The sequence below is a fragment of the Streptomyces monashensis genome (assembly GCF_001866665.1).
GTDB classification, from domain to species: domain Bacteria; phylum Actinomycetota; class Actinomycetes; order Streptomycetales; family Streptomycetaceae; genus Streptomyces; species Streptomyces monashensis.
This window is the reverse complement of sequence record NZ_MLYO01000033.1, coordinates 117,944-139,663: the sequence shown is the minus strand read 5'-3', so window position 1 is coordinate 139,663 and position 21,720 is coordinate 117,944. Positions and strand designations below refer to the sequence as shown.

The window sequence follows — 21,720 nt, the reverse complement described above, 5'->3', positions numbered from 1 at the left end:
GCGATGTCCGGACCGGCAGCCGCACCGCACGAAAGCCAGCGACCACGGGAGCCCCCTCTTGGCCATGCCGCCGAAATCCACGACGACCAAGCACATCTTCGTCACCGGGGGTGTCGCCTCCTCGCTCGGCAAGGGCCTCACCGCCTCCAGCCTGGGCATGCTGCTCAAGGCCCGCGGGCTGCGCGTCGTGATGCAGAAACTGGATCCGTATCTGAACGTCGATCCGGGCACGATGAACCCCTTCCAGCACGGTGAGGTCTTCGTCACCAACGACGGGGCCGAGACCGACCTCGACATCGGACACTACGAGCGGTTCCTGGACCGTGACTTGGACGGCACCGCCAACGTCACTACAGGCCAGGTCTACTCCACCGTGATCGCCAAGGAGCGCCGCGGCGAGTACCTCGGTGACACCGTGCAGGTCATTCCGCACATCACCAACGAGATCAAGCACCGCATCCGGCGCATGGCCACCGACGAGGTCGACGTCGTCATCACCGAGGTCGGCGGCACCGTCGGCGACATCGAGTCGCTGCCCTTCCTGGAGACCGTCCGCCAGGTCCGCCACGAGGTCGGCCGCGACAACGTCTTCGTGGTCCACATCTCGCTGCTGCCCTACATCGGCCCCTCGGGCGAGCTGAAGACCAAGCCGACGCAGCACTCCGTGGCCGCGCTGCGCAACATCGGTATCCAGCCCGACGCGATCGTGCTGCGCTGCGACCGCGAGGTCCCCACCGCCATCAAGCGCAAGATCTCGCTGATGTGCGACGTGGACGAGGCCGCCGTCGTGGCCTGCCCCGACGCGCGCTCCATCTACGACATCCCGAAGGTCGTGCACACCGAGGGCCTGGACGCCTACGTCGTGCGCAAGCTCGACCTGCCCTTCCGCGACGTGGACTGGACGACCTGGGACGACCTGCTGGACCGCGTCCACAACCCCGACCACGAGATCACCCTCGCCCTGGTCGGCAAGTACATCGACCTGCCCGACGCCTACCTGTCGGTCACCGAGGCCCTGCGCGCCGGCGGCTTCGCCAACAAGGCCCGCGTGAAGATCAAGTGGGTCACCTCCGACGACTGCAAGACCCCGGCCGGTGCCAAGGCCCAGCTCGGCGACGTCGACGGCATCTGCATCCCCGGCGGCTTCGGCGACCGCGGTGTGCTCGGCAAGGTCGGCGCGATCAGGTTCGCCCGCGAGAACAGGATCCCGCTGCTGGGCCTGTGCCTGGGCCTGCAGTGCATCGTGATCGAGGCCGCGCGCAACCTGGCCGACATCCCGGACGCCAACTCCACCGAGTTCGACCCGGCCACCGCCCACCCGGTCATCTCGACCATGGCCGAGCAGATGGACATCGTCGCCGGTGAGGGCGACATGGGCGGCACCATGCGGCTCGGCATGTACCCGGCCAAGCTCGCCGAGGGCTCCATCGTGCGCGAGGTCTACGACGGCAAGGAGTACGTCGAGGAGCGCCACCGCCACCGCTACGAGGTCAACAACGCCTACCGCGCGGAGCTGGAGAAGAAGGCCGGGATCCTGTTCTCCGGCACGTCGCCGGACGGCAAGCTCGTCGAGTACGTCGAGTACCCCCGTGACGCGCACCCCTACCTGGTCGCCACCCAGGCGCACCCGGAGCTGCGGTCCCGGCCGACCCGCCCGCACCCACTCTTCGCCGGGCTGGTGAAGGCCGCGGTCGAGCGGAAGATCGCGAAGTAGCACAGGAGCTGTACGGTGGCCGGGGCGCGTGTGATCAGCACGCTCGCGCCCCGGCCGCCGGCGCATGTGTGGAAGGACAGGGCATGACGATCAGGGACATCCCCGAGGAGTGGGAGATCCGGGCGACGGACACCCCCTTCGTGGGCAACAAGACCTCCGTGCGCACGGACGACGTGGTCATGCCCGACGGCTCGGTCGTCCGCCGTGACTACCAGGTCCACCCCGGCTCGGTCGCCGTCCTCGCCCTGGACGAGGAGGACCGGGTCCTGCTGATCAACCAGTACCGCCACCCCGTGCGGCACAAGCTGTGGGAGATCCCGGCCGGCCTGCTCGACGTCCCCGGCGAGAACCCGCTGCACGCGGCCCAGCGCGAGCTCTACGAGGAGGCGCACGTCAAGGCCGGGGACTGGCGGGTGCTGACCGACGTGTACACCACCCCCGGCGGCTGCGACGAGGCCGTACGGGTCTTCCTCGCGCGGGAGTTGGCGGAGGCAGAGGGCGAGCGGTTCGAGGCCGAGCACGAGGAGACCGACATGGAGTACGCGCGCGTGCCGGTCGACGAGCTGGTGCGCCGCGTCCTGGCCGGCGACGTGCACAACAACTGCCTGGTCGTGGGCGTGCTCTCGCTGGTGGCGGCCCGCAGCGGCGACGGCCTCGACGCCCTGCGCCCGGCCGACGCCCCCTGGCCCGCCCGGCCCTTCACCTCCTGAGCCACCCGTTCGGACCGGTGGTGTGACGATCGCCTGATCCGATCGGGCGATGCGTGCGCCGCGCTCCTCACGGCACGTCAGACAGCGTGAACTAGGCTTTTCACGCCCGTCTCAAAAGTTCCGGCGGGCTTGCGCGTGCGGTGGGACGGGAGCGTGGCCCGTGACGGATCAGGCGGTGGACGCAGGCGGCGTGGGACGGTCGGCGCACGAGGTCACGGAAGACTATTTCCTCGGGCGCACACGGGAGTTGAAGGAGCTGCGCGCCGACATCGAGCGCGCGGGCCTGGACACCCTCGCCGGCCGCAAGGCCCCTCGCGCGCGCGTGCTTCTGATCGCGGGCCGCCCCGGCTCGGGCCGGACCGCGCTCGCCGAGAAACTCGTCCGCCAGATCGCCCGCCGCTACCCCGACGGGGTGCTGCGCGCCCGGCTCGGCGAGCCCGACGGCACCCCCGTCCCGGTCGAGCGCACCGCCCGCGACCTGCTCGCCGCGCTGGACCGGCCGGCCCCGCCCGGCGCCGCCGAGGACGAGCTGACCGAGGCGCTGCGCACCGCCCTCGCCGACCGGCGCACCCTGCTGCTCCTGGACGACGCGACCGGTGCCGAGCAGGTCGACGCGCTGCTGCCGGACTCCCCGGACTGCCTGGTCGTGGCCGTCTCCACGGGCCCGCTCACCGGCATCGCGGACGTCCGGCCCTGCACCGTCGGCGGCCTCGACACCAAGTCGGCGGTGGAACTGCTCACCCGCTACACCGGCGCGGTCCGCATCACCGTCGACCCACGCGCCGCCGAGAGCCTCGCCGAGGCCTGCCAGGGCCACCCGGCCGCGCTGGTGCTGGCCGGCGGCTGGCTCGCCGCCCGCCCCCAGGCCGCCGTCTCCGACCTGGCCAAACGGCTGCACGCCGGCACCGACGACGCGGTGGACGCCAGTCCGCCGGCCCGGGTCTTCCGGCATGTGTACGACGAGCTGTCCACGCCGGCCGCCCGGATCGTGCGGCTGCTCGCGCTCGCCCCGGCCGGCCTGGCCGACCCGCACACCGCCTCCGCGCTCGCCGGCTGCTCGGTCGGCTCCGCCCGCGTCGTCCTGGACGACCTCGTCACCCTCGGCCTGCTGCGCGCGGTGGACTCCCCGCTGCCCCAGTACGAGGTCCCCGGCTGGCTGCACCCGCTGCTGTGGGCCCTCGCCCGGAGCCAGGAGCGGCCCGCGGATCTCCAGCTGGCCCGGGCCCGGATGCTGGAGCGGACGGTACGGCTGCTCCAGGCGTGCCGGGCGATCACCGAGACGGACAGTCCGCAGGCCCGCGAGAAGCTGAACGCCATGCCCCGCGAGGTGCGCTTCCCGACCCCGCGGGCGGCCGCCGACTGGCTGCGCATCCGCCGGCCCGCCCTGCTCGCCTCCGCCCGGCTCGCGGTGGCCGACGGCGAGCTGGACACGCTCGCCCGGCGGCTGATGTCCCAGCTGGTCAGGGCCCTGGTGGCGCACGAGGGCACCCAGGCCGCCGCGGCCGACCTGTACGGCCTGCACAGCCTCGTCCTCGATGTCGCCGAGCGGCGCGGGCTGCCCCGGGAGAGGGCCGCCGCGCTGCTGAACCTGGGCGACGTGGACGCGCAGACCGGCCGTACCCGAAACGCGCTGGCCCGCTATCGGCTGGCGCTGGCGGCCGGACGCGAGGCGAACGACCCGTACGCGACCGGCCGCGCGATGGAATCCGTAGGCGGGGCGTACCAGGAGCTGGGGGACCACGACCGGGCCGCCGACTGGTTCGGCCGGGCCCTGGCCGAGCGGCTGGCCCGGGGCGAGCGCGAGCAGGCCGCCCGGCTGTACGGCCGGATCGCCACCGCCCATACCTACGCGGGCCGCTACGGCGAGGGACTCAGAAACTGGCGGGCGGCCGTCGCCGGCTACCGCAAGGGCGGCGATGTCGCCGCCCACGCACGGGCGTTGAGCGAGCTGGCCCGGGTGCAGGAGTACGCCGGACGCTTCGAGGAATCGCTGCGCACCTGCCAGGAGGCGGCGGAGTGGGCGCGCCGTGCCGAGGACGTCCGGCTGCAGGCCGCGCTCCAGCTCCGGCTCGCCGACACGCTGGAGCACCTCGGGGACCCCACCGCCGCCCGACTGCACCGTGCGGCGGCCGAGCGCATGCTGGGTGAGAAGGCCCCGCAGGACGGCACCGAGGACGACACAAGGGCGGAACAGGACAGGAACGCCTGCGAAATCCGTAGTCCATCCAGTGAAGATTGATGCAATGAAAGGCTAGACACGCAGAACACCTTCATTAAACTGGCTCTGCCGCACGTTCTCCTGCGGTGTCTCCCGGTGTGCCCCCGCATGCCTGGGTATGTCTTGCAATGCCCCCATACCCTCTGAGCCAAGGACCGTGATCGACGTGAAGGTCGGCATCCCCCGCGAGGTCAAGAACAACGAGTTCCGGGTGGCCATCACCCCCGCCGGTGTGCACGAGCTGGTGCGCAATGGCCACCAGGTCGTCGTCGAGCGGAGCGCCGGCCTCGGCTCCTCGATCACGGACGAGGAGTACGTCTCCGCCGGCGCCACGATCCTCGACACCGCCGACGAGGTCTGGGCCACCGCCGACCTGCTGCTGAAGGTCAAGGAGCCCATCGCGGAGGAGTACCACCGCCTGCGCAAGGACCAGATCCTCTTCACCTACCTGCACCTGGCCGCCTCCAAGGAGTGCACGGACGCGCTCGTCGAGTCCGGCACCACGGCCATCGCCTACGAGACCGTCGAGCTGCCGAACCGCGCGCTGCCGCTGCTCGCCCCGATGTCCGAGGTCGCGGGCCGCCTGTCCCCGCAGGTCGGCGCCTACCACCTGATGGCCCCGAACGGCGGCCGCGGTGTGCTCCCCGGCGGCGTCCCGGGCGTGACCCCGGCCAAGGCCGTCGTCATCGGCGGCGGTGTCTCCGGCTGGAACGCCACGCAGGTCGCCGTCGGCATGGGCTTCGACGTGACCCTGCTCGACCGCGACATCAACAAGCTGCGCGAGGCCGACAAGGTCTTCGGCACCAAGGTGAAGGCGATCATGTCCAACGCCTTCGAGCTGGAGAAGGCGGTCCTGGACGCCGACCTCGTCATCGGCGCCGTCCTCATCCCGGGCGCCAAGGCCCCGAAGCTCGTCACCAACGAGCTGGTGGCCCGCATGAAGCCCGGAAGTGTTCTTGTCGACATCGCGATCGACCAGGGCGGCTGCTTCGAGGACTCCCACGCGACGACCCACGCCGAGCCCACCTTCAAGGTGCACAACTCGGTCTTCTACTGCGTCGCCAACATGCCCGGCGCGGTGCCCAACACCTCCACCAACGCCCTCACCAACGCGACGCTGCCGTACATCGTCTCGCTCGCGAACAACGGCTGGGTCGAGGCGCTGCGCCGCGACGCCGCGCTCGCCAAGGGACTCAACACCCATGACGGCAAGGTCGTTTACAAGGAGGTCGCCGAGGCCCACGGTCTGGAGCACGTGGAGCTGGAGTCCCTGCTCGGCTGAGCCCGACCGTACCCCGACCGACCCCTGGTGACCTGGTGAGTCGCTAAGTCACCAGGAGGTAAAAGGCGATTCGTCAACACGTCTCGTCAACAGCGCGCACCCGGCCGGACCTTGCCCGACAAGGTCCGGCCGGATGTGTGTATGGTCACTTTGCGACTCTCGGTCAACTCGCCTCGAACGTAACCCTTCGACCGATTCGTACACCGGTGAAACCTGCTGTGCGACGGCCGTACGCCCTTGACAGCGAGATGTTTCATTGCCGACACATCGTGCCGGGTCCGGCGGATTGTGTTGCTGCGGACCGCCGACACGCCATAGAGTCGCCAACCGTCGGCATGGTGCCACGCTGACCTTGTCTAGAAGTTCCCTGGTCACCAAGGAGGTAAGACGACTTGTGAATGAGTCGACATTTTCTCCCGGGGGTGGTCAACCAGGAATGCCGGCACAGGGCCAGGGGCCCACGGGATTCGAGGCTGTCGGCTCCGTCGCAGTGCGCACCTTCTCAGCCCACCAGAGTCCGGTTCCGCAGGTGATCCGGACAGCACACCAGAGCATGGATGGCCATCACGTGAACGCCATGGCCGGCGACGGAAGTGGCGCGCCCCACAACCACTTCGCCGACTACGACGAACTGCCCGAGGGGCACTTCTACGACCCCGACGCCGAGTACGAGCCCGATCCGGAGTACGCGGCCACGCTCGCGCCCGACGCGGCCCGCCAGCGCCGTGAGCGCGTCGGTCCGACCGGACGCCCGCTGCCGTACTTCCCGATCCCGGGCCCGCTGACCGACCACGGCCCCGCGAAGATCATCGCGATGTGCAACCAGAAGGGCGGCGTCGGCAAGACGACGTCGACCATCAACCTGGGTGCCGCGCTCGCGGAGTACGGCCGGCGCGTGCTGCTCGTGGACTTCGACCCGCAGGGCGCGCTGTCGGTGGGACTCGGCGTCAATCCGATGGAGCTGGACCTGACCGTCTACAACCTGCTCATGGAGCGGGGCATGTCGGCGGACGAGGTCCTGCTGAAGACGGCGGTCCCCAACATGGACCTGCTGCCCTCCAACATCGACCTGTCGGCCGCCGAGGTCCAGCTGGTCTCCGAGGTCGCCCGCGAGTCGACGCTCCAGCGCGCCCTGAAGCCGCTGATGGACGACTACGACTACATCGTGATCGACTGCCAGCCCTCGCTCGGCCTGCTCACCGTGAACGCCCTGACGGCCGCTCACAAGGTGATCGTGCCGCTGGAGTGCGAGTTCTTCGCCCTGCGCGGTGTGGCCCTGCTGACCGAGACCATCGAGAAGGTCCAGGAGCGGCTCAACCCCGACCTGGAGCTGGACGGCATCCTCGCCACGATGTACGACTCGCGCACGGTCCACAGCCGCGAGGTCCTGGCCCGGGTGGTCGAGGCGTTCGACGACCACGTCTACCACACGGTCATCGGCCGCACGGTCCGCTTCCCGGAGACCACGGTCGCCGGGGAGCCGATCACCACCTACGCCTCCAACTCCGTCGGTGCCGCCGCCTATCGCCAGCTCGCCAGGGAGGTGCTCGCCCGGTGTCACGCCGAGTGAGTCTGCCCGGGGCCGACGAACTCTTCCGTACGACCGGGGGGATGGCGCTCCAGCCGTCGACCCCCCGCCGCCCAGCGAACGGTGAGGCCCGGGTGCCGTCCCCCGCGCAGGAGAGCGACGACGTCGCCGCCGCCGAGGACGCACCGCAGTCGGTGCCGGTCCAGGGCGGTGACGGCGAGGGCGCGGAGCACGTGGCGGCGGAGGCCGAACGGGGCGAGTCCGGCGAGTCCCGCACCCGGCCGGCGCGACGCCAGGCGCCGCAGGAAGGTTCTGCCGACGCCCAGCAGCGCAAGCGGGGGCGGGCGGCGAACCGGCGGCCCAGCGGGCGCGAGCGGCACGACGAGAAGATCACGGTGTACGTGTCCGCCGAGGAACTGATGGACCTGGAACACGCCCGCCTGGTGCTCCGCGGCGAACACGGGCTGGCGGTGGACCGCGGGCGCATCGTCCGCGAGGCGGTGGCCGTGGTCCTGGCCGACCTGGAATCCCGCGGGGACGCGAGCATCCTCGTACGCCGGCTGCGAGGCCGGTAGGGGTAGCCTGCGGGGGCTATGACCTCGAACGACGTTCCCGCCTCCGCGTCCGCCTCCGGCCCGGCTGCCGGGCGGCGGCGCGTGCTGGGACGCGGGCCGGGTGCCGCGCCGGTCGCACCGGCCGGGTACGCCGAGCCGATCGCGGCACCGACGGAGGACGACCCGGACACCTGCCCGGACACTTCGGTACAGGCCGCCGCACCGCCGACTTCCCCACCGGAGACGCCCGAGACGACCGGGACGACCGGGACGCCCGAGCCGGGGCCGCAGCCCGTCGCGGAACCCCACACGGGGGCGGGAGGCCCCAAGGCGGCAGACCCGGGACGGCGAACGCCCGATGCGCCGGGGCCGGGTACCGGTCCCGAACCCCGGGCAGGGACCGAGCCCGAGGCAGGTGTCGACGCCGGGCCGGAGCCCGAGCCCGTCTCCGACGGCGTCTTCAAGGTCCGCCTCGCCAACTTCGAGGGTCCCTTCGACCTGCTCCTCCAGCTGATCTCCAAGCACAAGCTGGACGTCACCGAGGTCGCCCTGTCGAAGGTCACCGACGAGTTCATGGCGCACATCCGCGCCATGGGGCCGGACTGGGACCTGGACCAGACGACCGAGTTCCTCGTCGTGGCGGCCACGCTGCTCGATCTGAAGGCGGCCCGGCTGCTGCCCGCCGCCGAGGTCGAGGACGAGGGCGACCTGGCGCTGCTGGAGGCCCGGGACCTGCTGTTCGCGCGGCTGCTCCAGTACCGCGCCTACAAGCAGATCGCGGACATCTTCAACGCGCGCCTGGACGAGGAGGCCCGCCGGTACCCCCGTACCGTCGGCCTGGAGCCCCAGTACGCCGAGCTGCTGCCCGAGGTCGTCATCAGCATCGGCCCCGAGGGCTTCGCCAGGCTCGCGGTCAAGGCGATGCAGCCGAGGCCCAAACCGCAGGTCTACGTCGACCACATCCACGCCCCGCTGGTCAGCGTGCAGGAGCAGGCCGGGATCGTGGTCGCCCGGCTGCGGGAGCTGGGCGAGGCCAGCTTCCGGGCCCTGGTGGAGGACACCGACGACACCCTCACCGTCGTCGCCCGGTTCCTCGCCCTGCTGGAGCTGTACCGCGAGAAGGCCGTCGCCCTGGAGCAGGAGGCGGCGCTCGGAGAGCTGCTCGTGCGCTGGACCGGCGGGGACACGGACACGGCGCCGGTGGTCACCGACGAGTTCGACCGGCCGCCCGAGGCGCCCAGGGACGAGCGGCCCGAGCCGCCCGAGGAGGAGATGAAGGCATGAGCGAGGAGACCGCCGAGGTCCCGGCCGGGCTGCGGACCGTCGCCGACCTCGGCCTCAAGCCCGCCCTGGAGGCCATGCTCATGGTCGTGGACGAGCCCGCGACCGAGGAGCACCTGGCGAGGCTGCTGGAACGGCCGAGACGGCAGATCGCCGACGCGCTCCGGGAGCTGGCCGACGAGTACGCCGTCCAGGGCCGCGGCTTCGAGCTGCGGTTCGTCGCGGGCGGCTGGCGCTTCTCCACGCGCGCGGAGTACGCGCCGGCCGTCGAGCGGCTCGTCCTGGACGGCCAGACCGCCCGGCTCACCCAGGCGGCGCTGGAGACCCTCGCGGTCGTCGCCTACCGCCAGCCGGTCAGCCGCAGTCGCGTCTCCGCCGTGCGCGGGGTCAACTGCGACGGCGTGATGCGCACCCTGCTCCAGCGCGGTCTGGTCGAGGAGGCGGGCGCGGAACCCGAAACAGGTGCGATCCTGTACAGGACGACGAACTACTTCCTGGAGCGGATGGGCCTGCGCGGCCTGGACGAGCTTCCGGAACTCGCGCCCTTCCTCCCGGAGGCGGAGGCGATCGAGGCGGAGACCCAGGAGGGAGTCCCGTCGTTCGACCCGGACGCGCCCGACGCGCCCGGCGGTCAGGACGCAGACGACTAAGACGGAACTTTGATGCGAAGCAGCGGCAGCGGCAGCGGTAGCGGCAAGAGCGGCGGGCGCGGTAACTACCGCGGCGCCGGCAACAACCGGGACGAGCGGCAGGGGCAGGGCCGTCCCCGCAAGCCCCGCCCCGAGGAGCGCCGCTACGACGTGGGCCCCGGCGCCTCCCAGGAGGGCCCCAAGTCCGGGCGCGGCGGAGCGGCCCGCGGCGGTGCCAAGGGCGGCCCGAGGAAGGCCCAGCCGCAGCGCGGCCGTACGGCGCCCGGCAGCTCCCGCGAGTACGAGGCGCGGGCCGAGGAGCGCAACCGCGAGCGGTACGCGGGCAAGAAGGACGTCAAGCCGCCCAAGACCTTCCCGGGCGCCGAGCAGGAGGGCGAGCGGCTGCAGAAGGTCCTCGCGCGCGCGGGCTACGGCTCCCGCCGGGCCTGCGAGGAGCTGATCGAGCAGGCGCGCGTCGAGGTCAACGGCGAGATCGTGCTGGAGCAGGGCAAGCGGGTCGATCCCGAGAAGGACGAGGTCAGGGTCGACGGCCTGACGGTCGCGACGCAGTCGTACCAGTTCTTCTCGCTGAACAAGCCCGCCGGTGTCGTCTCCACCATGGAGGACCCGGAGGGGCGCCAGTGCCTGGGGGACTACGTCACCAACCGTGAGACGCGGCTCTTCCACGTCGGCCGGCTGGACACCGAGACCGAGGGCGTCATCCTGCTCACCAACCACGGCGAGCTGGCGCACCGTCTCACGCACCCGAAGTACGGCGTGAAGAAGACCTACCTCGCCGCCATCGTGGGTCCGATCCCGCGCGACCTGGGCAAGCGCCTGAAGGACGGCATCCAGCTGGAGGACGGCTACGCGCGCGCGGACCACTTCCGGGTCGTGGAGCAGACCGGCAAGAACTACCTGGTCGAGGTCGTCCTGCACGAGGGCCGCAAGCACATCGTGCGCCGCATGCTGGCCGAGGCCGGCTTCCCGGTCGAGAAGCTCGTGCGCACCGCCTTCGGCCCGATCACCCTGGGCGACCAGAAGTCGGGCTGGCTGCGCCGGCTGTCCAACACCGAGGTCGGGATGCTGATGAAGGAAGTCGACCTCTAGGCCGGCCCCGCAAACGCCGTGCAGTGATCACCGCCCCCACTTTGTCATGGTGACGATAAGTGGGGGCGGTGATCGTGTGTCCGAACGTGCCGCAACCGGAGCGCTGCTCGGCCTCGCCCTCGGGGACGCCCTCGGCTGACACCCGCCTGACCGCCCGCCGGCTGCGCAAGGAGGAGGGCCCGCGCCGGCAGGACGCCGGCCAGGCCGGCTCCAAGGGCTACGGCGCCACCCTGCGCGTCGCCCCGATCGGGCTCGTCCCCGGCCTGCGCGACGAACAGCGCGCAGGCGCCGCCCCGTTGCAGTCCGTGCTCGCCGCCTCCCACCCCACCGCCCACGCCGTCCGCCTGCCGGCCGCGGACACCGACCCGGCCGGACTCGTCGGACAGCTGCGCGCGTACGCCGTCGACCACCGCACGCGGTACCACCACACCTGGCTCGACGACCTGTGGACCCGCTCCCAGGACCCGAGCCCCGAGCACTTCGTCGCACGCGGCCGGGACGAGTGCCTCGCCGTTCTCGACCGGCTCCAGGAAGCCGTGCGGACCGTCTCCCCGGCGACCGACCCGTGCCAGGCCGGCGGCGAGGGCCGGATCGCCGAGGAAGCCCTCGCCACCGGGCTGCTGTGCTTCCCGCTCTTCCCCGACGAGCCCGTCACCGCCCTGCGCCGGGCCGCCTGCACCGCCGGTGACTCCGACTCCATCGCCTGTCTCACCGGCGCCTTCGCGGGCGCGTGGCCGGGCGCGGACGCCCGGTCCGCCGACCGGACCGGGCGGATCGAGTACCGGGGCGACCTGTTGGCGCCGGGGACGCTCTGGGACGCTTGAGTCCATGATCGAAGACCTCGACCTCGCGCCCGTGGTCGCGGAACAGCCCGACCCGCTGCTGTTCGCGACCGTCTCCGGAGCCCATCTCTACGGCTTCCCCTCGCAGGACTCCGACGTGGACCTGCGCGGCGTCCATCTGCTCCCCGTCGCCGACCTCGTCGGCCTGCGCGAGCCGGAGGAGACCCGCTCGCGGGCCTGGGTGCGCTACGGCGTCGAGCTGGATCTTGTCACCCACGACCTGCGCAAGTTCGTACGGCTGATGCTCCGCCGCAACGGCTATGTGCTGGAGCAGCTGCTCTCGTCCCTGGTCGTGCACACCGGTGACACGCACCGGGAGCTGGCCGCGCTGGCGCCCGCCGTCCTCACCAGCCACCACGCCCACCACTACCGGGGGTTCGCGGTGACCCAGTGGCGGCTGTTCGAGAAGACCGGCGAACTCAAGCCGCTGCTCTACACGTTCCGGGTGCTGCTCACCGGCATCCACCTCATGCGCAGCGGCCGGGTCCAGGCCCATCTGCCCACCCTGCTGGACGAGATCGACGCGCCCGGCTATCTGCCCGAGCTGATAGCCGCCAAGCGGGAACGGGAGCACGGGAAGGCCGAGGGCCTCGTGCACGCGCGCGTGGAGGCCGATGTGGAGCGGCTGCACGCCGTCCTCGACGAGGCCCAGGCCGCCTCGGTCCTCCCGGACGCGCACGGCGCCCACGACGCCCTGCACGACTTCGTGGTCCGCGTCCGGCTGGAGAACTGACGACTCTGCGGGGCGGTCCGGCGGCTGGGTCCTGTCGTCAGACTCCCGCCGTCCGCCCGGAGGGCGGGCCTCGCGGCGTCAGGTGCGTGCTGTCGGCGTGCCGGGCCTTGGCCCCCGTACTGGATGTACTTGGGCCGGGGCCCGGTGCGGCGCGTGGGGGCACCCCCGGCCGAAGGCTGGGGGAGCGTGCATGGCGTCGCGGGGCAGGCGGGAGTGTGACGACAGGCCTAGGGCCGTCCGGCGAGTGCGGAGGCGCGGCGGGTGCGGAACAGGAAGTCGGACACCCGGGCGCCGTCCGGCTCCGGCGGCAGCGGTGTGCGGTGCAGGGCCTCTTCCGTCTCCGCCGCCAGCCGGGCCATCCGGGCCTCGACCTGTGGCCAGGAGACCTCGCCGCGCCTGACCGCGAGCAGCGGCTCGCGCTGCTCGCCCACGTCGATGCGCAGCTCGCCGGTGCGCAGCAGGTCCCGCGCGCTCGTCAGCAGCCGCAGCAGATGCATGGCGTGCTTCCAGCGCGGGGCACCCGTCGTGCGCACGTCGGCGTCGAGCTTCCTGCGCTGGCCGAGGGCGTAGCGCGTGAAGGTGTCGTACGTCCGGCGGGACAGGAAGGCGCCGCGCAGCGACAGCAGCTCCCGGCCGGTGTCGTCCACGTGCTCCACCAGCGGGGAGTGCAGGCACTCCAGGATGTTCGGGTTGCCGCGCAGCGCCAGCTCGCAGAACCGCTCCAGCTCCCAGGAGAACTGCTCCTCGCCCGGCCCCTCGACATGCGTCGGCGGCTTCTCGAACCGCCAGAACAGGGGAGTGGGTGCCAGGAACACCCCGCGCCGGTCGGTGTCGCTCGCGTCCGTGGCCAGGCCGAAGGCGCGGGAACCCATCACACAGGCGTAGATCGTGTGCTCGCGAACGAGGTCGGTGGGCCGCATGCCCGGAGCGTACGCGGGCCCTCACGCCAGCTGGATCGAATTTCCCTTCACCTTGATCGACTTCGGCGGCAGGGGCCTCTTCGCGGGGCCGTGGGCCACCGAGCCGTCGGCGATGTGGAACCTGCTGCCGTGGCACGGGCAGTCGATGGTGCCGTCGGCGACCCGGCTCACCGTGCAGCCCTCGTGCGTGCAGATCGCGGAGAAGGCCTTGAAGTCGCCCTTGGCCGGCTGTGTGACGACGACCTTCTGATCCTTGAAGACCTTGCCGCCGCCCTCCGGGATCTCGCCGGTGTCGCCCAGCGTGCGGCCGCTGCTCTCGTTGCTGCCGGACTTGTTGCCGCCGCAGGCCGCGAGGGGTACGGCCAGTACCGCCGCCCCCGTCACCAGAACCGTGCGCCGCTTCGTGCCCTCGGCCATGCCGCCCTCCGTACCGACGTCGAAACCGGGATGTCCCGGACGCTTCGCATCGTCTCAGTGATCGAGCGCCGCGCGCCCGGCCCGCCCCGGCTGACTACGCTGGACGGACCAACAACAATCCGCATGTCAGCAAGGAGCAGCGCCGTGGCGGTACGAGCGGTCCGTGGGGCCGTCCAACTGGACCGGGACGAGGCCGCGCACATGGACGAGCAGGTCGCAGCCCTGCTCACCGCCATCCTGGAGCGCAACGAACTGACCGCCGACGACCTGATCAGCATCTGGTTCACGGCCACCCCCGACCTGCACAGCGACTTCCCGGCCGCCGCCGCCCGGGGGCTCGGCAGCCACTTCGCCGACGTACCCCTGATCTGCGCCCAGGAACTGGACGTCGCGGGTGCCATGCCCCGGGTCGTCCGGGTCCTCGCCCACGTCGAGTCCGACAAGCCGCGCGCCGCCATCGCGCACGTCTACCTCGGTGCCGCGGCCGCCCTGCGCAAGGACATCGCCCAGTGAGAACCGCACTCGTCATCGGCACCGGCCTCATCGGTACCTCCGCCGCCCTGGCCCTCACCCGGCGCGGCGTCACCGTCCACCTCGCCGACCACGACCCCGGGCAGGCCCGTACGGCCGCCGCGCTGGGCGCCGGCAGCGACGAGGCCCCCGACGGCCCGGTCGACCTCGCGATCGTCGCCGCACCGCCCGCGCACGTCGCCGGCGTGCTCGCCGACGCCATGCGCCGCGGCGTGGCCCGCGGCTACCTCGACGTGGCCAGCGTCAAGGGCGCCCCCCGCCGCGAGCTGGAGGCGCTCGGCCTGGACCTGTCGACGTACCTCGGCAGCCACCCCATGTCCGGCCGGGAGAAGTCGGGCCCGCTGGCCGCGACCGCCGACCTCTTCGAGGGCCGCCCCTGGGTGCTCACCCCGACCCGGGACACCGACACCGAGGTGCTGAACCTCGCCCTGGAGCTGGTCTCGCACTGCCGGGCCGTGCCGGTCGTCATGGACGCCGTCGCCCACGACCGCGCCGTCGCCCTCGTCTCCCACATGCCCCAGCTGGTGTCCAGCATGGTCGCCGCCCGCCTGGAGCACGCCGAGGAGGCCGCCGTACGGCTGTGCGGGCAGGGCATCCGGGACGTGACCCGGATCGCCGCCTCCGACCCGGGCATGTGGATCGACATCCTGTCCGCCAACCCCGGCCCGGTCGCCGACCTGCTCTCCGACGTCGCCGCCGACCTGGACGAGACCGTCGAGGCCCTGCGCGCCCTCCAGTCCTCCGACGACGCCAAGCGGCACGAGGGCACCGCCGGCATCGAGGACGTGCTGCGCCGCGGCAACGCCGGCCGGGTGCGGGTGCCCGGCAAGCACGGGTCCGCGCCGCGGGCCTACGAGGTCGTGGCGGTCCTGATCGACGACCAGCCGGGCCAGCTGGCCCGGATCTTCGCCGACGCGGGAGCGGCCGGGGTCAACATCGAGGACGTCCGCATCGAGCACGCGACGGGTCAGCAGGCCGGTCTGGTGCAGCTGATGGTGGAGCCCAAGGCGGTACCGGTGCTGAGCGCCGCGCTGCGGGAGCGCGGCTGGGCGCTGCGGCAGTAGCGGGCGCACGCGTCCGGACGAGTGACCCGCACCCAGTAACCTTGTGCAGGGCGCACTCGCTCCCCGCACCCCGCCCACACCGCACCAGGAAGGTGTCCCTCCGTGGAAAACGGCGCCGCCCCGACCGCCAAGCCCGTGATCGTCGCGATCGACGGGCCCTCCGGCACGGGCAAGTCGAGCACGTCGAAGGCCGTGGCCGCCCAGCTCGGCCTGAGCTACCTGGACACCGGCGCCCAGTACCGGGCGATCACCTGGTGGATGGTGACCAACGGCATCGACCTGGAGGACCCGACCGCCATCGCCGCCGTGGCCGGCAAGCCGGAGATCGTCTCCGGCACCGACCCGGACAAGCCGACCATCACGGTCGACGGCGTGGACGTGGCCGGTCCGATCCGCACCCAGGAGGTCACCTCCAGGGTCAGCGCGGTCAGCGCGGTGCCCGAGGTGCGCACCCTGATCACCGAGCTCCAGCGCTCGATCGCCGCCGGCGCGGAGCGGGGCATCGTCGTCGAGGGCCGGGACATCGGTACGACCGTCCTGCCCGACGCCGACCTGAAGATCTTCCTCACCGCCTCCCCGGAGGCCCGTGCGGCCCGCCGCAGCGGCGAGCTGAAGGGCGCCGACGTCCACGCCACCCGTGAGGCGCTGATCAAGCGGGACGCGGCCGACTCCTCCCGCAAGACCTCGCCGCTCGCCAAGGCGGACGACGCGGTCGAGGTGGACACCACCGAGCTGACCCTCGCCCAGGTCATCGAGTGCGTCGTCACCCTGGTCGAGGAGAAGCGGGCCGGGAAGTGAGCGAGCCGGTTCCCTCCCCAAGGGGCGCCGAGGTCGGGCGGCGCATCGGCGTCGGCCTGATGTACGGGCTGTGGAAGCCGCGGGTGCTCGGCGCCTGGAAGGTGCCGGCCACCGGTCCGGTGATCTTCGCGGTGAACCACTCCCACAACGTCGACGGCCCGATGGTCATGGGCGTGGCACCCCGGCCGACGCACTTCCTGATCAAGCAGGAGGCGTTCGTCGGCCTGCTGGGCTCCTTCCTGACCGGCATCGGCCAGCTGAAGGTGGACCGCACCACGGCCGACCGCACCGCCATCACCCGCGCGCTCGGCGTGCTGGAGGCCGGCGGCGTGCTGGGCATCTTTCCGGAGGGCACCCGGGGCGAGGGCGACTTCGCCTCGCTGCGCGCCGGGCTCGCCTACTTCGCCGTACGCAGCGGGGCGCCGATCGTGCCCATCGCCGTACTGGGAAGCGCGGAGGAGCCGGGGCGGTTGATAAAGGCGCTGCCCCCGCTGCGCTCCCGTGTCGACGTCGTCTTCGGCGACCCCTTCGACGCGGGCGACCGCACCGGGCGGCGCACGCGCAGGGCGCTGGACGAGGCGACCGAGCGCATCCAGAAGCAGCTCACCAGCCACCTGGAAAACGCCAGGCGCCTGACCGGGCGCTAAGCGACACTTGAGTAGTGGATCAGCCCAGGCTGGGCCGGTCCACCGATCACCACGAATGAACGACGAGGTACGGACTTCATGAACGACGACATCCAGCCCGACGGCTCGGCCGCGTACGAGGACGCGCACGAGTACGACCACGGGGCTCTCGGTGACGCCGAGTACGCGGAGTTCATGGAGCTCGCCGCGGAAGAGGGCTTCGACATCGAGGACGTCGAGGGCGCCATCGAGGCGGCGGGCCACGGCCCGCTGCCCGTGCTCGCCGTCGTCGGCCGTCCCAATGTCGGCAAGTCGACCCTGGTGAACCGGATCATCGGCCGCCGCGAGGCCGTCGTCGAGGACAAGCCCGGCGTCACCCGCGACCGCGTCACCTACGAGGCCGAGTGGGCCGGCCGCCGCTTCAAGGTCGTCGACACCGGCGGCTGGGAGCAGGACGTCCTCGGCATCGACGCCTCCGTCGCCGCCCAGGCCGAGTACGCGATCGAGGCGGCCGACGCGGTCGTCTTCGTCGTGGACGCCAAGGTCGGCGCGACCGACACCGACGAGGCGGTCGTCCGGCTGCTGCGCAAGGCCGGCAAGCCGGTCGTGCTGTGCGCCAACAAGGTCGACGGCCCGAGCGGCGAGGCCGACGCGGCCTACCTGTGGAACCTCGGCCTCGGCGAGCCGCACCCCGTCTCCGCGCTGCACGGCCGGGGCACCGGCGACATGCTGGACGCCGTCCTGGAGGCGCTGCCCGAGGCGCCCGCGCAGAGCTTCGGCACCGCGATCGGCGGCCCCCGCCGCATCGCGCTCATCGGCCGCCCGAACGTCGGCAAGTCCTCGCTGCTGAACAAGGTCGCCGGCGAGGAGCGCGTCGTCGTCAACGAGCTGGCGGGCACCACCCGCGACCCGGTCGACGAGCTGATCGAACTCGGCGGCGTCACCTGGAAGTTCGTGGACACCGCCGGCATCCGCAAGCGCGTCCACCTCCAGCAGGGCGCCGACTACTACGCCTCGCTGCGCACGGCGGCCGCCGTGGAGAAGGCCGAGGTCGCGGTCATCCTGATCGACGCCGCCGAGAACATCTCGGTGCAGGACCAGCGGATCGTCACCATGGCCGTCGAGGCGGGCCGCGCGGTCGTCCTCGCCTTCAACAAGTGGGACACCCTCGACGAGGAGCGCCGCTACTACCTGGAGCGCGAGATCGAGACCGAGCTGGGCCAGGTCGCCTGGGCCCCGCGCGTGAACGTCTCGGCGCGCACCGGCCGGCACATGGAGAAGCTGGTCCCGGCGATCGAGACCGCCCTCGCCGGCTGGGAGACCCGCGTCCCCACGGGCCGCCTGAACGCCTTCCTCGGCGAGCTGGTCTCGGCCCACCCGCACCCGGTCCGCGGCGGCAAGCAGCCCCGCATCCTGTTCGGCACCCAGGCCGGCACCAAGCCCCCGCGCTTCGTCCTCTTCGCCTCCGGCTTCATCGAGGCGGGCTACCGCCGCTTCATCGAGCGCCGACTGCGCGAGGAGTTCGGCTTCGAGGGCACCCCGATCCACATCTCGGTGCGGGTGCGCGAGAAGCGCGGCCAGAAGAAGAAGTAACCGCCGTACGGCACGAGGGCGGCCCCCCGACCGAGAAGGCCGGGGGGCCGCCCTCGCCGTACCTCACGCGCCCTGTCGCGGTCCCGGCGGCAGGGCCGGGGCGACGTAGTGCATCCCGGTGTCGTGCGGGTGGGGCCGCCCGATCGTGCCGATCCGCTGCCACTGCGACTGCTGTCGCGCGCTGTAGGCCCCGGCGCTGTACGCGCTGTACGAGCTGCTGAACGACCCCGCCCGCGGGCCTCCGTACGAGCCTGTCACGCCTGGGAGTTCACCGAAGGGACTGAACCTCAGCCCCTCCTCCCCGCTGCGGTCCCCCGGCAGCGTGCGGAAGGACTTGACCCATTCCGCGTAGAGCATGTCGTAGATGGGCGTGGCCGAACCCCCCACGGCCCCGTCCTGCGCCAGCCGGGCTGACGGAACGGAGACGAAGGAGGTTCGGCGAGGGGGAGGAGTGTCGTATGCGTGCACGTATGTCCAAACGACCGGGACCCTGAAGAGATGCGGTTCTGTGATCTCCCGAGGTGCGCGGGGCTGCCCCCTGGGGAGAACGTCACGTACCGGCGAGAGGCAAAGCGGCAGCGACCAGCTTGCCCACCGCCGCCGCCTTGTCGAGAGACTCCCGCAGCAGATCCTCGCGCGGCTGCCGCCCGATCGACCCCACCGGCGCCGCGAACATCAGCACCTGCTGGTGCTTGTTGGCCGCGGCCCGCCAGCTGTCGGTGACCTGGAGCGGCTGATGCGCCTGCCACCAGGCCACCGGCTGCCCGCCGCCGGCCGAGGGCTGGAGCACCGCGTGCAGCTGGCCCATGGCGAGCAGCACCGACCAGCCGTGCAGCACCGGCGGTACGGACGTCAGCTCGGTCACCGGTGTGAAGCCCTGCTCGATGAGCAGCGGAAGGAAGTCGTCGCCGGGGCCGGTGGTGCCCGGACGCACGATCGGCGTGGTCGGCTCGACGACGAGTGCGGGGTGCAACTCGCCCTCGATCAGCACGAGTCCGCTGGTCACACCGAGGACCGCCTGCTCGGGCACGGCCTTCGGCGGCTCGCCCGCGCCGGGGGCGACCCCGCCGATGGACCGGACGGCGCCCTGGAGCTGCTCCTCGGTGACCTGGACGACCTGCGAGGGCAGGCAGCTGGCGTGGGCGAAGGCGAGGACGGCGGTCTCGTCCCCGACGAACAGAACGGTGCTGGTGCGCTCCTGTCCGGAGTCGCCCGGGGTGCGGCAGGAGGTGCAGTCGTAACTGCCCGGGGTGTTCTCGTCGGCGAGCAGCCGGTCGGCTTCTTCGTCGCCGATCTCGGCGCGTACCTCGTCACTGACGTCGAGCATGCGCGGCACGGGGGCTCCCTCGGGATGCGTGCTGGGTCGGCCGGGTGGCTCCCGGCCGATGAGCCCCGGGGTTCCGGGCTCATGAAGAAGACAACGGGCGTCCTGTGGTGGGAGTCACGCCCCGGCGGGGACCGGTTCGCATCAACCACCTCACTCGGTCACGAGACGTGCGGAATCGGCCACTCACCGTCAACTCGCCGCCCAGTCAAGGAGCTTGAACGGGTGAAGTGAATCACGTTTGGCGTCGGCTGTTGGTCGAGAAATCATGAAATCAAGGGATGTAGTGGGTGGCCTGAATTCGCCGCTACCTGCGGTAACGGCCAACTGGCCTGGAAGGACGGGGAGTTGGTTGATTTCGGCAGGTCACCCTCCATACATTCCTCCGCCGTGTGCAACGAGCACCGCTCGGGAACGTCCACCGCCCGGCGCCGGCAGCAGTACCGCCGGCACCGGTCCGCGGCGGACGGGCGGACACGAGGAGCCGCGTTCATGCGCGGCGAGACGTGCTCCGCCTGGGGGACCCCGGGTTCGTGGAGAGGGAATTACATGTCCGAGTGTGCCGATACCACCCGCAACGCCGCCCGTCGCGACGGTGACCGCAAGGTCCGTACGACGGCCGCGCTCGCCGGAGCCGCGCTGCTCGCCCCGCTGGGGCTGCTCGCCGCGACCGGCAACGCCGCGGCGGCGGACAACGGGGTGTGGGACCGCATCGCAGCGTGCGAGAGCGGCGGCAACTGGCACATCAACACCGGCAACGGCTACTACGGCGGGCTCCAGTTCTCCGCCTCGACCTGGCGCGCGTACGGCGGCTCCGCCTACGCCGCGACGGCCGACCAGGCCTCCAGGAGCGCGCAGATCGCCGTTGCCACCAAGGTCCAGCAGGCCCAGGGCTGGGGTGCCTGGCCGGTCTGCTCGGGCCGCGCCGGAGCCTTCGGCGCGGCACCCGCGGCCGACCGCACCGGTTCCTCCGGTACGGCCTCCGGCTCGGCCGACTCGAAGGGCGTGACGACGAAGTCCGCCCCGACCAGGTCCACTCCGGCACCGTCCGCGCCGGCGCGGACGGAGGAGCGCCCGGCGTCCCGTTCGGGCCGCAGCGACTCCCCGGAGGGCCGCGACTACACGGTCCGCGAGGGTGACACCCTGAGCGCGATCGCGGTCGCGCACGGAACCGACTGGCAGCGGGTCTACGCGGCCAACAAGAAGGTCATCGGCGACGACCCGAACCTGATCCTGCCCGGCCAGCGCCTGGCACTCTGAGCACCGAGCGCCGCGCCCGACAGCCGCCGTCCACTCAGGGCGGCGGCTGTCCCGCATCCGTGCCGCGGCCCGCGCCATGTGCTGGTCCCGTGAAATTCCTATGCGACGTCAGCTGCCCGGGTATCGCACGGGATTGCCCGGGGAATGCCGTCCGTGCACCGTCCCCGCTGCCCGCCTCGGGCCTTTCCGCAGCTAATTCGAAGCGGCCCGGCGGCGGGTGTGAATTCTGTTCGATTGGCCGGGCGAGCCGTGTGGAAACCCCCGTACGTGTGACCCGGGAAGCTGTGACAGAAGTGTGACCCGGGGCAGATCTTCCTCTTACCTTGCTAGCTTGGTGGTATGGCACCGATTCCCACTCCGCCCGCGGAGCCCCAGGACAGTCCGGACGGGTACGTCGGCCTCGAGGCCGCCGACGCCGAGCGGCTCGCCCGGCAGCGCGGCTGGGCGACGGTGCGGCCGCTGCCGCCGGGCGCGATCATCACCATGGAGTACCGGGTGGGGCGGCTGAACTTCGAGGTGCAGGGCGGCCGGGTGGCCCGCGCCTGGAAGGGCTGACCGCCCCGTCGGCGGCCGTACGTACGGCGAA

The 21,720-nt window shown here is 72.0% G+C and carries 22 protein-coding genes; 18 read left to right on the top strand and 4 right to left on the bottom strand.

Translation table 11 applies throughout. The annotated features are described in order from the left end of the window. The first annotated feature begins 64 nt into the window (after positions 1-64). The 11 genes from BIV23_RS20360 (at position 65) to BIV23_RS20310 (ending at position 12,601) form a co-directional block, all read left to right on the top strand. A complete protein-coding gene (locus BIV23_RS20360; RefSeq protein ID WP_071382327.1) occupies positions 65-1,714 on the top strand; it encodes a CTP synthase in 1,650 nt (549 codons plus the stop codon). 83 nt (positions 1,715-1,797) lie between these two features. Further along, a complete protein-coding gene (locus tag BIV23_RS20355; protein ID WP_071382326.1) occupies positions 1,798-2,424 on the top strand; it encodes an NUDIX domain-containing protein in 627 nt (208 codons plus the stop codon). Positions 2,425-2,584: 160 nt separating this feature from the next. Continuing rightward, positions 2,585-4,663 (top strand): tetratricopeptide repeat protein, encoded by a 2,079-nt coding sequence (locus BIV23_RS20350; RefSeq protein ID WP_071382325.1) that lies wholly within the window; start codon positions 2,585-2,587, stop codon positions 4,661-4,663. A gap of 145 nt (positions 4,664-4,808) precedes the next feature. Beyond that, entirely contained in the window at positions 4,809-5,924 is a 1,116-nt protein-coding gene (gene ald / locus BIV23_RS20345; RefSeq protein WP_177239973.1) for an alanine dehydrogenase, read from the top strand. A gap of 436 nt (positions 5,925-6,360) precedes the next feature. Further along, on the top strand, positions 6,361-7,494 hold the full coding sequence (locus tag BIV23_RS20340) for a ParA family protein (protein WP_079173256.1): 1,134 nt from the start codon (positions 6,361-6,363) through the stop codon (positions 7,492-7,494). Beyond that, complete coding sequence (locus BIV23_RS20335; RefSeq protein WP_071382323.1) at positions 7,479-8,027, top strand: hypothetical protein; 549 nt, start codon at positions 7,479-7,481, stop codon at positions 8,025-8,027. The genes BIV23_RS20340 and BIV23_RS20335 overlap by 16 nt, the downstream gene beginning before the upstream one ends. 18 nt (positions 8,028-8,045) lie before the next feature. After that, positions 8,046-9,290: a segregation and condensation protein A gene (locus BIV23_RS20330; protein ID WP_071382322.1), complete on the top strand. Its 1,245-nt coding sequence runs from the start codon at positions 8,046-8,048 to the stop codon at positions 9,288-9,290. Further along, positions 9,287-9,937, top strand: coding sequence for an SMC-Scp complex subunit ScpB (gene scpB, locus BIV23_RS20325; RefSeq protein ID WP_071382321.1), 651 nt, complete (start codon positions 9,287-9,289; stop codon positions 9,935-9,937). Before BIV23_RS20330 ends, scpB begins: the two co-directional genes overlap by 4 nt. A 12-nt stretch (positions 9,938-9,949) precedes the next feature. Next, positions 9,950-11,026 (top strand): pseudouridine synthase, encoded by a 1,077-nt coding sequence (locus BIV23_RS20320; protein WP_071382320.1) that lies wholly within the window; start codon positions 9,950-9,952, stop codon positions 11,024-11,026. 86 nt (positions 11,027-11,112) lie between these two features. Then, positions 11,113-11,850, top strand: a complete 738-nt coding sequence (locus tag BIV23_RS20315) for an ADP-ribosylglycohydrolase family protein (protein ID WP_281250163.1) — start codon at positions 11,113-11,115, stop codon at positions 11,848-11,850. 4 nt (positions 11,851-11,854) lie between these two features. Then, entirely contained in the window at positions 11,855-12,601 is a 747-nt protein-coding gene (locus BIV23_RS20310) for a nucleotidyltransferase domain-containing protein (protein ID WP_071382319.1), read from the top strand. A gap of 227 nt (positions 12,602-12,828) precedes the next feature. Here the strand turns inward: BIV23_RS20310 and BIV23_RS20305 are convergent, their stop codons facing one another. After that, entirely contained in the window at positions 12,829-13,521 is a 693-nt protein-coding gene (locus BIV23_RS20305; protein ID WP_071382318.1) for a nucleotidyltransferase domain-containing protein, read from the bottom strand. A 21-nt stretch (positions 13,522-13,542) separates the two neighbouring features. Continuing rightward, positions 13,543-13,938, bottom strand: a complete 396-nt coding sequence (locus BIV23_RS20300) for a Rieske (2Fe-2S) protein (protein ID WP_071382317.1) — start codon at positions 13,936-13,938, stop codon at positions 13,543-13,545. 144 nt (positions 13,939-14,082) lie between these two features. Between BIV23_RS20300 and aroH the strand changes: the two genes are divergently transcribed. The 5 genes from aroH to der all read left to right on the top strand — a co-directional run bounded on the left by aroH (position 14,083) and on the right by der (position 18,550). After that, complete coding sequence (gene aroH / locus BIV23_RS20295) at positions 14,083-14,451, top strand: chorismate mutase (protein ID WP_071382316.1); 369 nt, start codon at positions 14,083-14,085, stop codon at positions 14,449-14,451. Then, the gene (locus BIV23_RS20290) at positions 14,448-15,533 is read left to right on the top strand and encodes a prephenate dehydrogenase (RefSeq protein ID WP_071382315.1); all 1,086 of its coding nucleotides are present in this window, start codon (positions 14,448-14,450) and stop codon (positions 15,531-15,533) included. The genes aroH and BIV23_RS20290 overlap by 4 nt, the downstream gene beginning before the upstream one ends. A 102-nt stretch (positions 15,534-15,635) precedes the next feature. After that, positions 15,636-16,331 (top strand): (d)CMP kinase, encoded by a 696-nt coding sequence (cmk, locus tag BIV23_RS20285; RefSeq protein WP_071382314.1) that lies wholly within the window; start codon positions 15,636-15,638, stop codon positions 16,329-16,331. Positions 16,332-16,390: 59 nt separating this feature from the next. Next, positions 16,391-16,978: a lysophospholipid acyltransferase family protein gene (locus BIV23_RS20280; protein ID WP_071382349.1), complete on the top strand. Its 588-nt coding sequence runs from the start codon at positions 16,391-16,393 to the stop codon at positions 16,976-16,978. A gap of 78 nt (positions 16,979-17,056) precedes the next feature. Next, the gene (gene der, locus BIV23_RS20275; RefSeq protein WP_071375883.1) at positions 17,057-18,550 is read left to right on the top strand and encodes a ribosome biogenesis GTPase Der; all 1,494 of its coding nucleotides are present in this window, start codon (positions 17,057-17,059) and stop codon (positions 18,548-18,550) included. Between the two features lie 63 nt (positions 18,551-18,613). Here der and BIV23_RS20270 read toward each other — a convergent pair whose 3' ends face one another. Together BIV23_RS20270 and BIV23_RS20265 are read right to left on the bottom strand one after the other, a co-directional pair. Then, the gene (locus BIV23_RS20270) at positions 18,614-19,018 is read right to left on the bottom strand and encodes a hypothetical protein (protein ID WP_071382313.1); all 405 of its coding nucleotides are present in this window, start codon (positions 19,016-19,018) and stop codon (positions 18,614-18,616) included. Between the two features lie 82 nt (positions 19,019-19,100). Next, a complete protein-coding gene (locus tag BIV23_RS20265) occupies positions 19,101-19,886 on the bottom strand; it encodes a hypothetical protein (RefSeq protein ID WP_071382312.1) in 786 nt (261 codons plus the stop codon). A gap of 537 nt (positions 19,887-20,423) precedes the next feature. Between BIV23_RS20265 and BIV23_RS20260 the strand changes: the two genes are divergently transcribed. Then, the gene (locus BIV23_RS20260) at positions 20,424-21,134 is read left to right on the top strand and encodes a transglycosylase family protein (RefSeq protein ID WP_071382311.1); all 711 of its coding nucleotides are present in this window, start codon (positions 20,424-20,426) and stop codon (positions 21,132-21,134) included. A 339-nt stretch (positions 21,135-21,473) separates the two neighbouring features. Beyond that, a complete protein-coding gene (locus BIV23_RS20255; protein ID WP_071382310.1) occupies positions 21,474-21,689 on the top strand; it encodes an I78 family peptidase inhibitor in 216 nt (71 codons plus the stop codon). Positions 21,690-21,720 lie beyond the last annotated feature (31 nt).

Bases quoted from the DNA above. Each gene is read 5' to 3' on its own strand.
- BIV23_RS20360 (WP_071382327.1), top strand. From the start codon at position 65: ATGCCGCCGAAATCCACGACGACCAAGCACATCTTCGTCACCGGGGGT.
- BIV23_RS20355 (WP_071382326.1), top strand. From the start codon at position 1,798: ATGACGATCAGGGACATCCCCGAGGAGTGGGAGATCCGGGCGACGGAC.
- BIV23_RS20340 (WP_079173256.1), top strand. From the start codon at position 6,361: ATGCCGGCACAGGGCCAGGGGCCCACGGGATTCGAGGCTGTCGGCTCC.
- BIV23_RS20330 (WP_071382322.1), top strand. From the start codon at position 8,046: ATGACCTCGAACGACGTTCCCGCCTCCGCGTCCGCCTCCGGCCCGGCT.
- scpB (WP_071382321.1), top strand. From the start codon at position 9,287: ATGAGCGAGGAGACCGCCGAGGTCCCGGCCGGGCTGCGGACCGTCGCC.
- BIV23_RS20320 (WP_071382320.1), top strand. From the start codon at position 9,950: ATGCGAAGCAGCGGCAGCGGCAGCGGTAGCGGCAAGAGCGGCGGGCGC.
- BIV23_RS20310 (WP_071382319.1), top strand. From the start codon at position 11,855: ATGATCGAAGACCTCGACCTCGCGCCCGTGGTCGCGGAACAGCCCGAC.
- BIV23_RS20305 (WP_071382318.1), bottom strand. From the start codon at position 13,521: ATGCGGCCCACCGACCTCGTTCGCGAGCACACGATCTACGCCTGTGTG.
- BIV23_RS20300 (WP_071382317.1), bottom strand. From the start codon at position 13,938: ATGGCCGAGGGCACGAAGCGGCGCACGGTTCTGGTGACGGGGGCGGCG.
- BIV23_RS20280 (WP_071382349.1), top strand. From the start codon at position 16,391: ATGTACGGGCTGTGGAAGCCGCGGGTGCTCGGCGCCTGGAAGGTGCCG.
- der (WP_071375883.1), top strand. From the start codon at position 17,057: ATGAACGACGACATCCAGCCCGACGGCTCGGCCGCGTACGAGGACGCG.
- BIV23_RS20260 (WP_071382311.1), top strand. From the start codon at position 20,424: ATGTCCGAGTGTGCCGATACCACCCGCAACGCCGCCCGTCGCGACGGT.
- BIV23_RS20255 (WP_071382310.1), top strand. From the start codon at position 21,474: ATGGCACCGATTCCCACTCCGCCCGCGGAGCCCCAGGACAGTCCGGAC.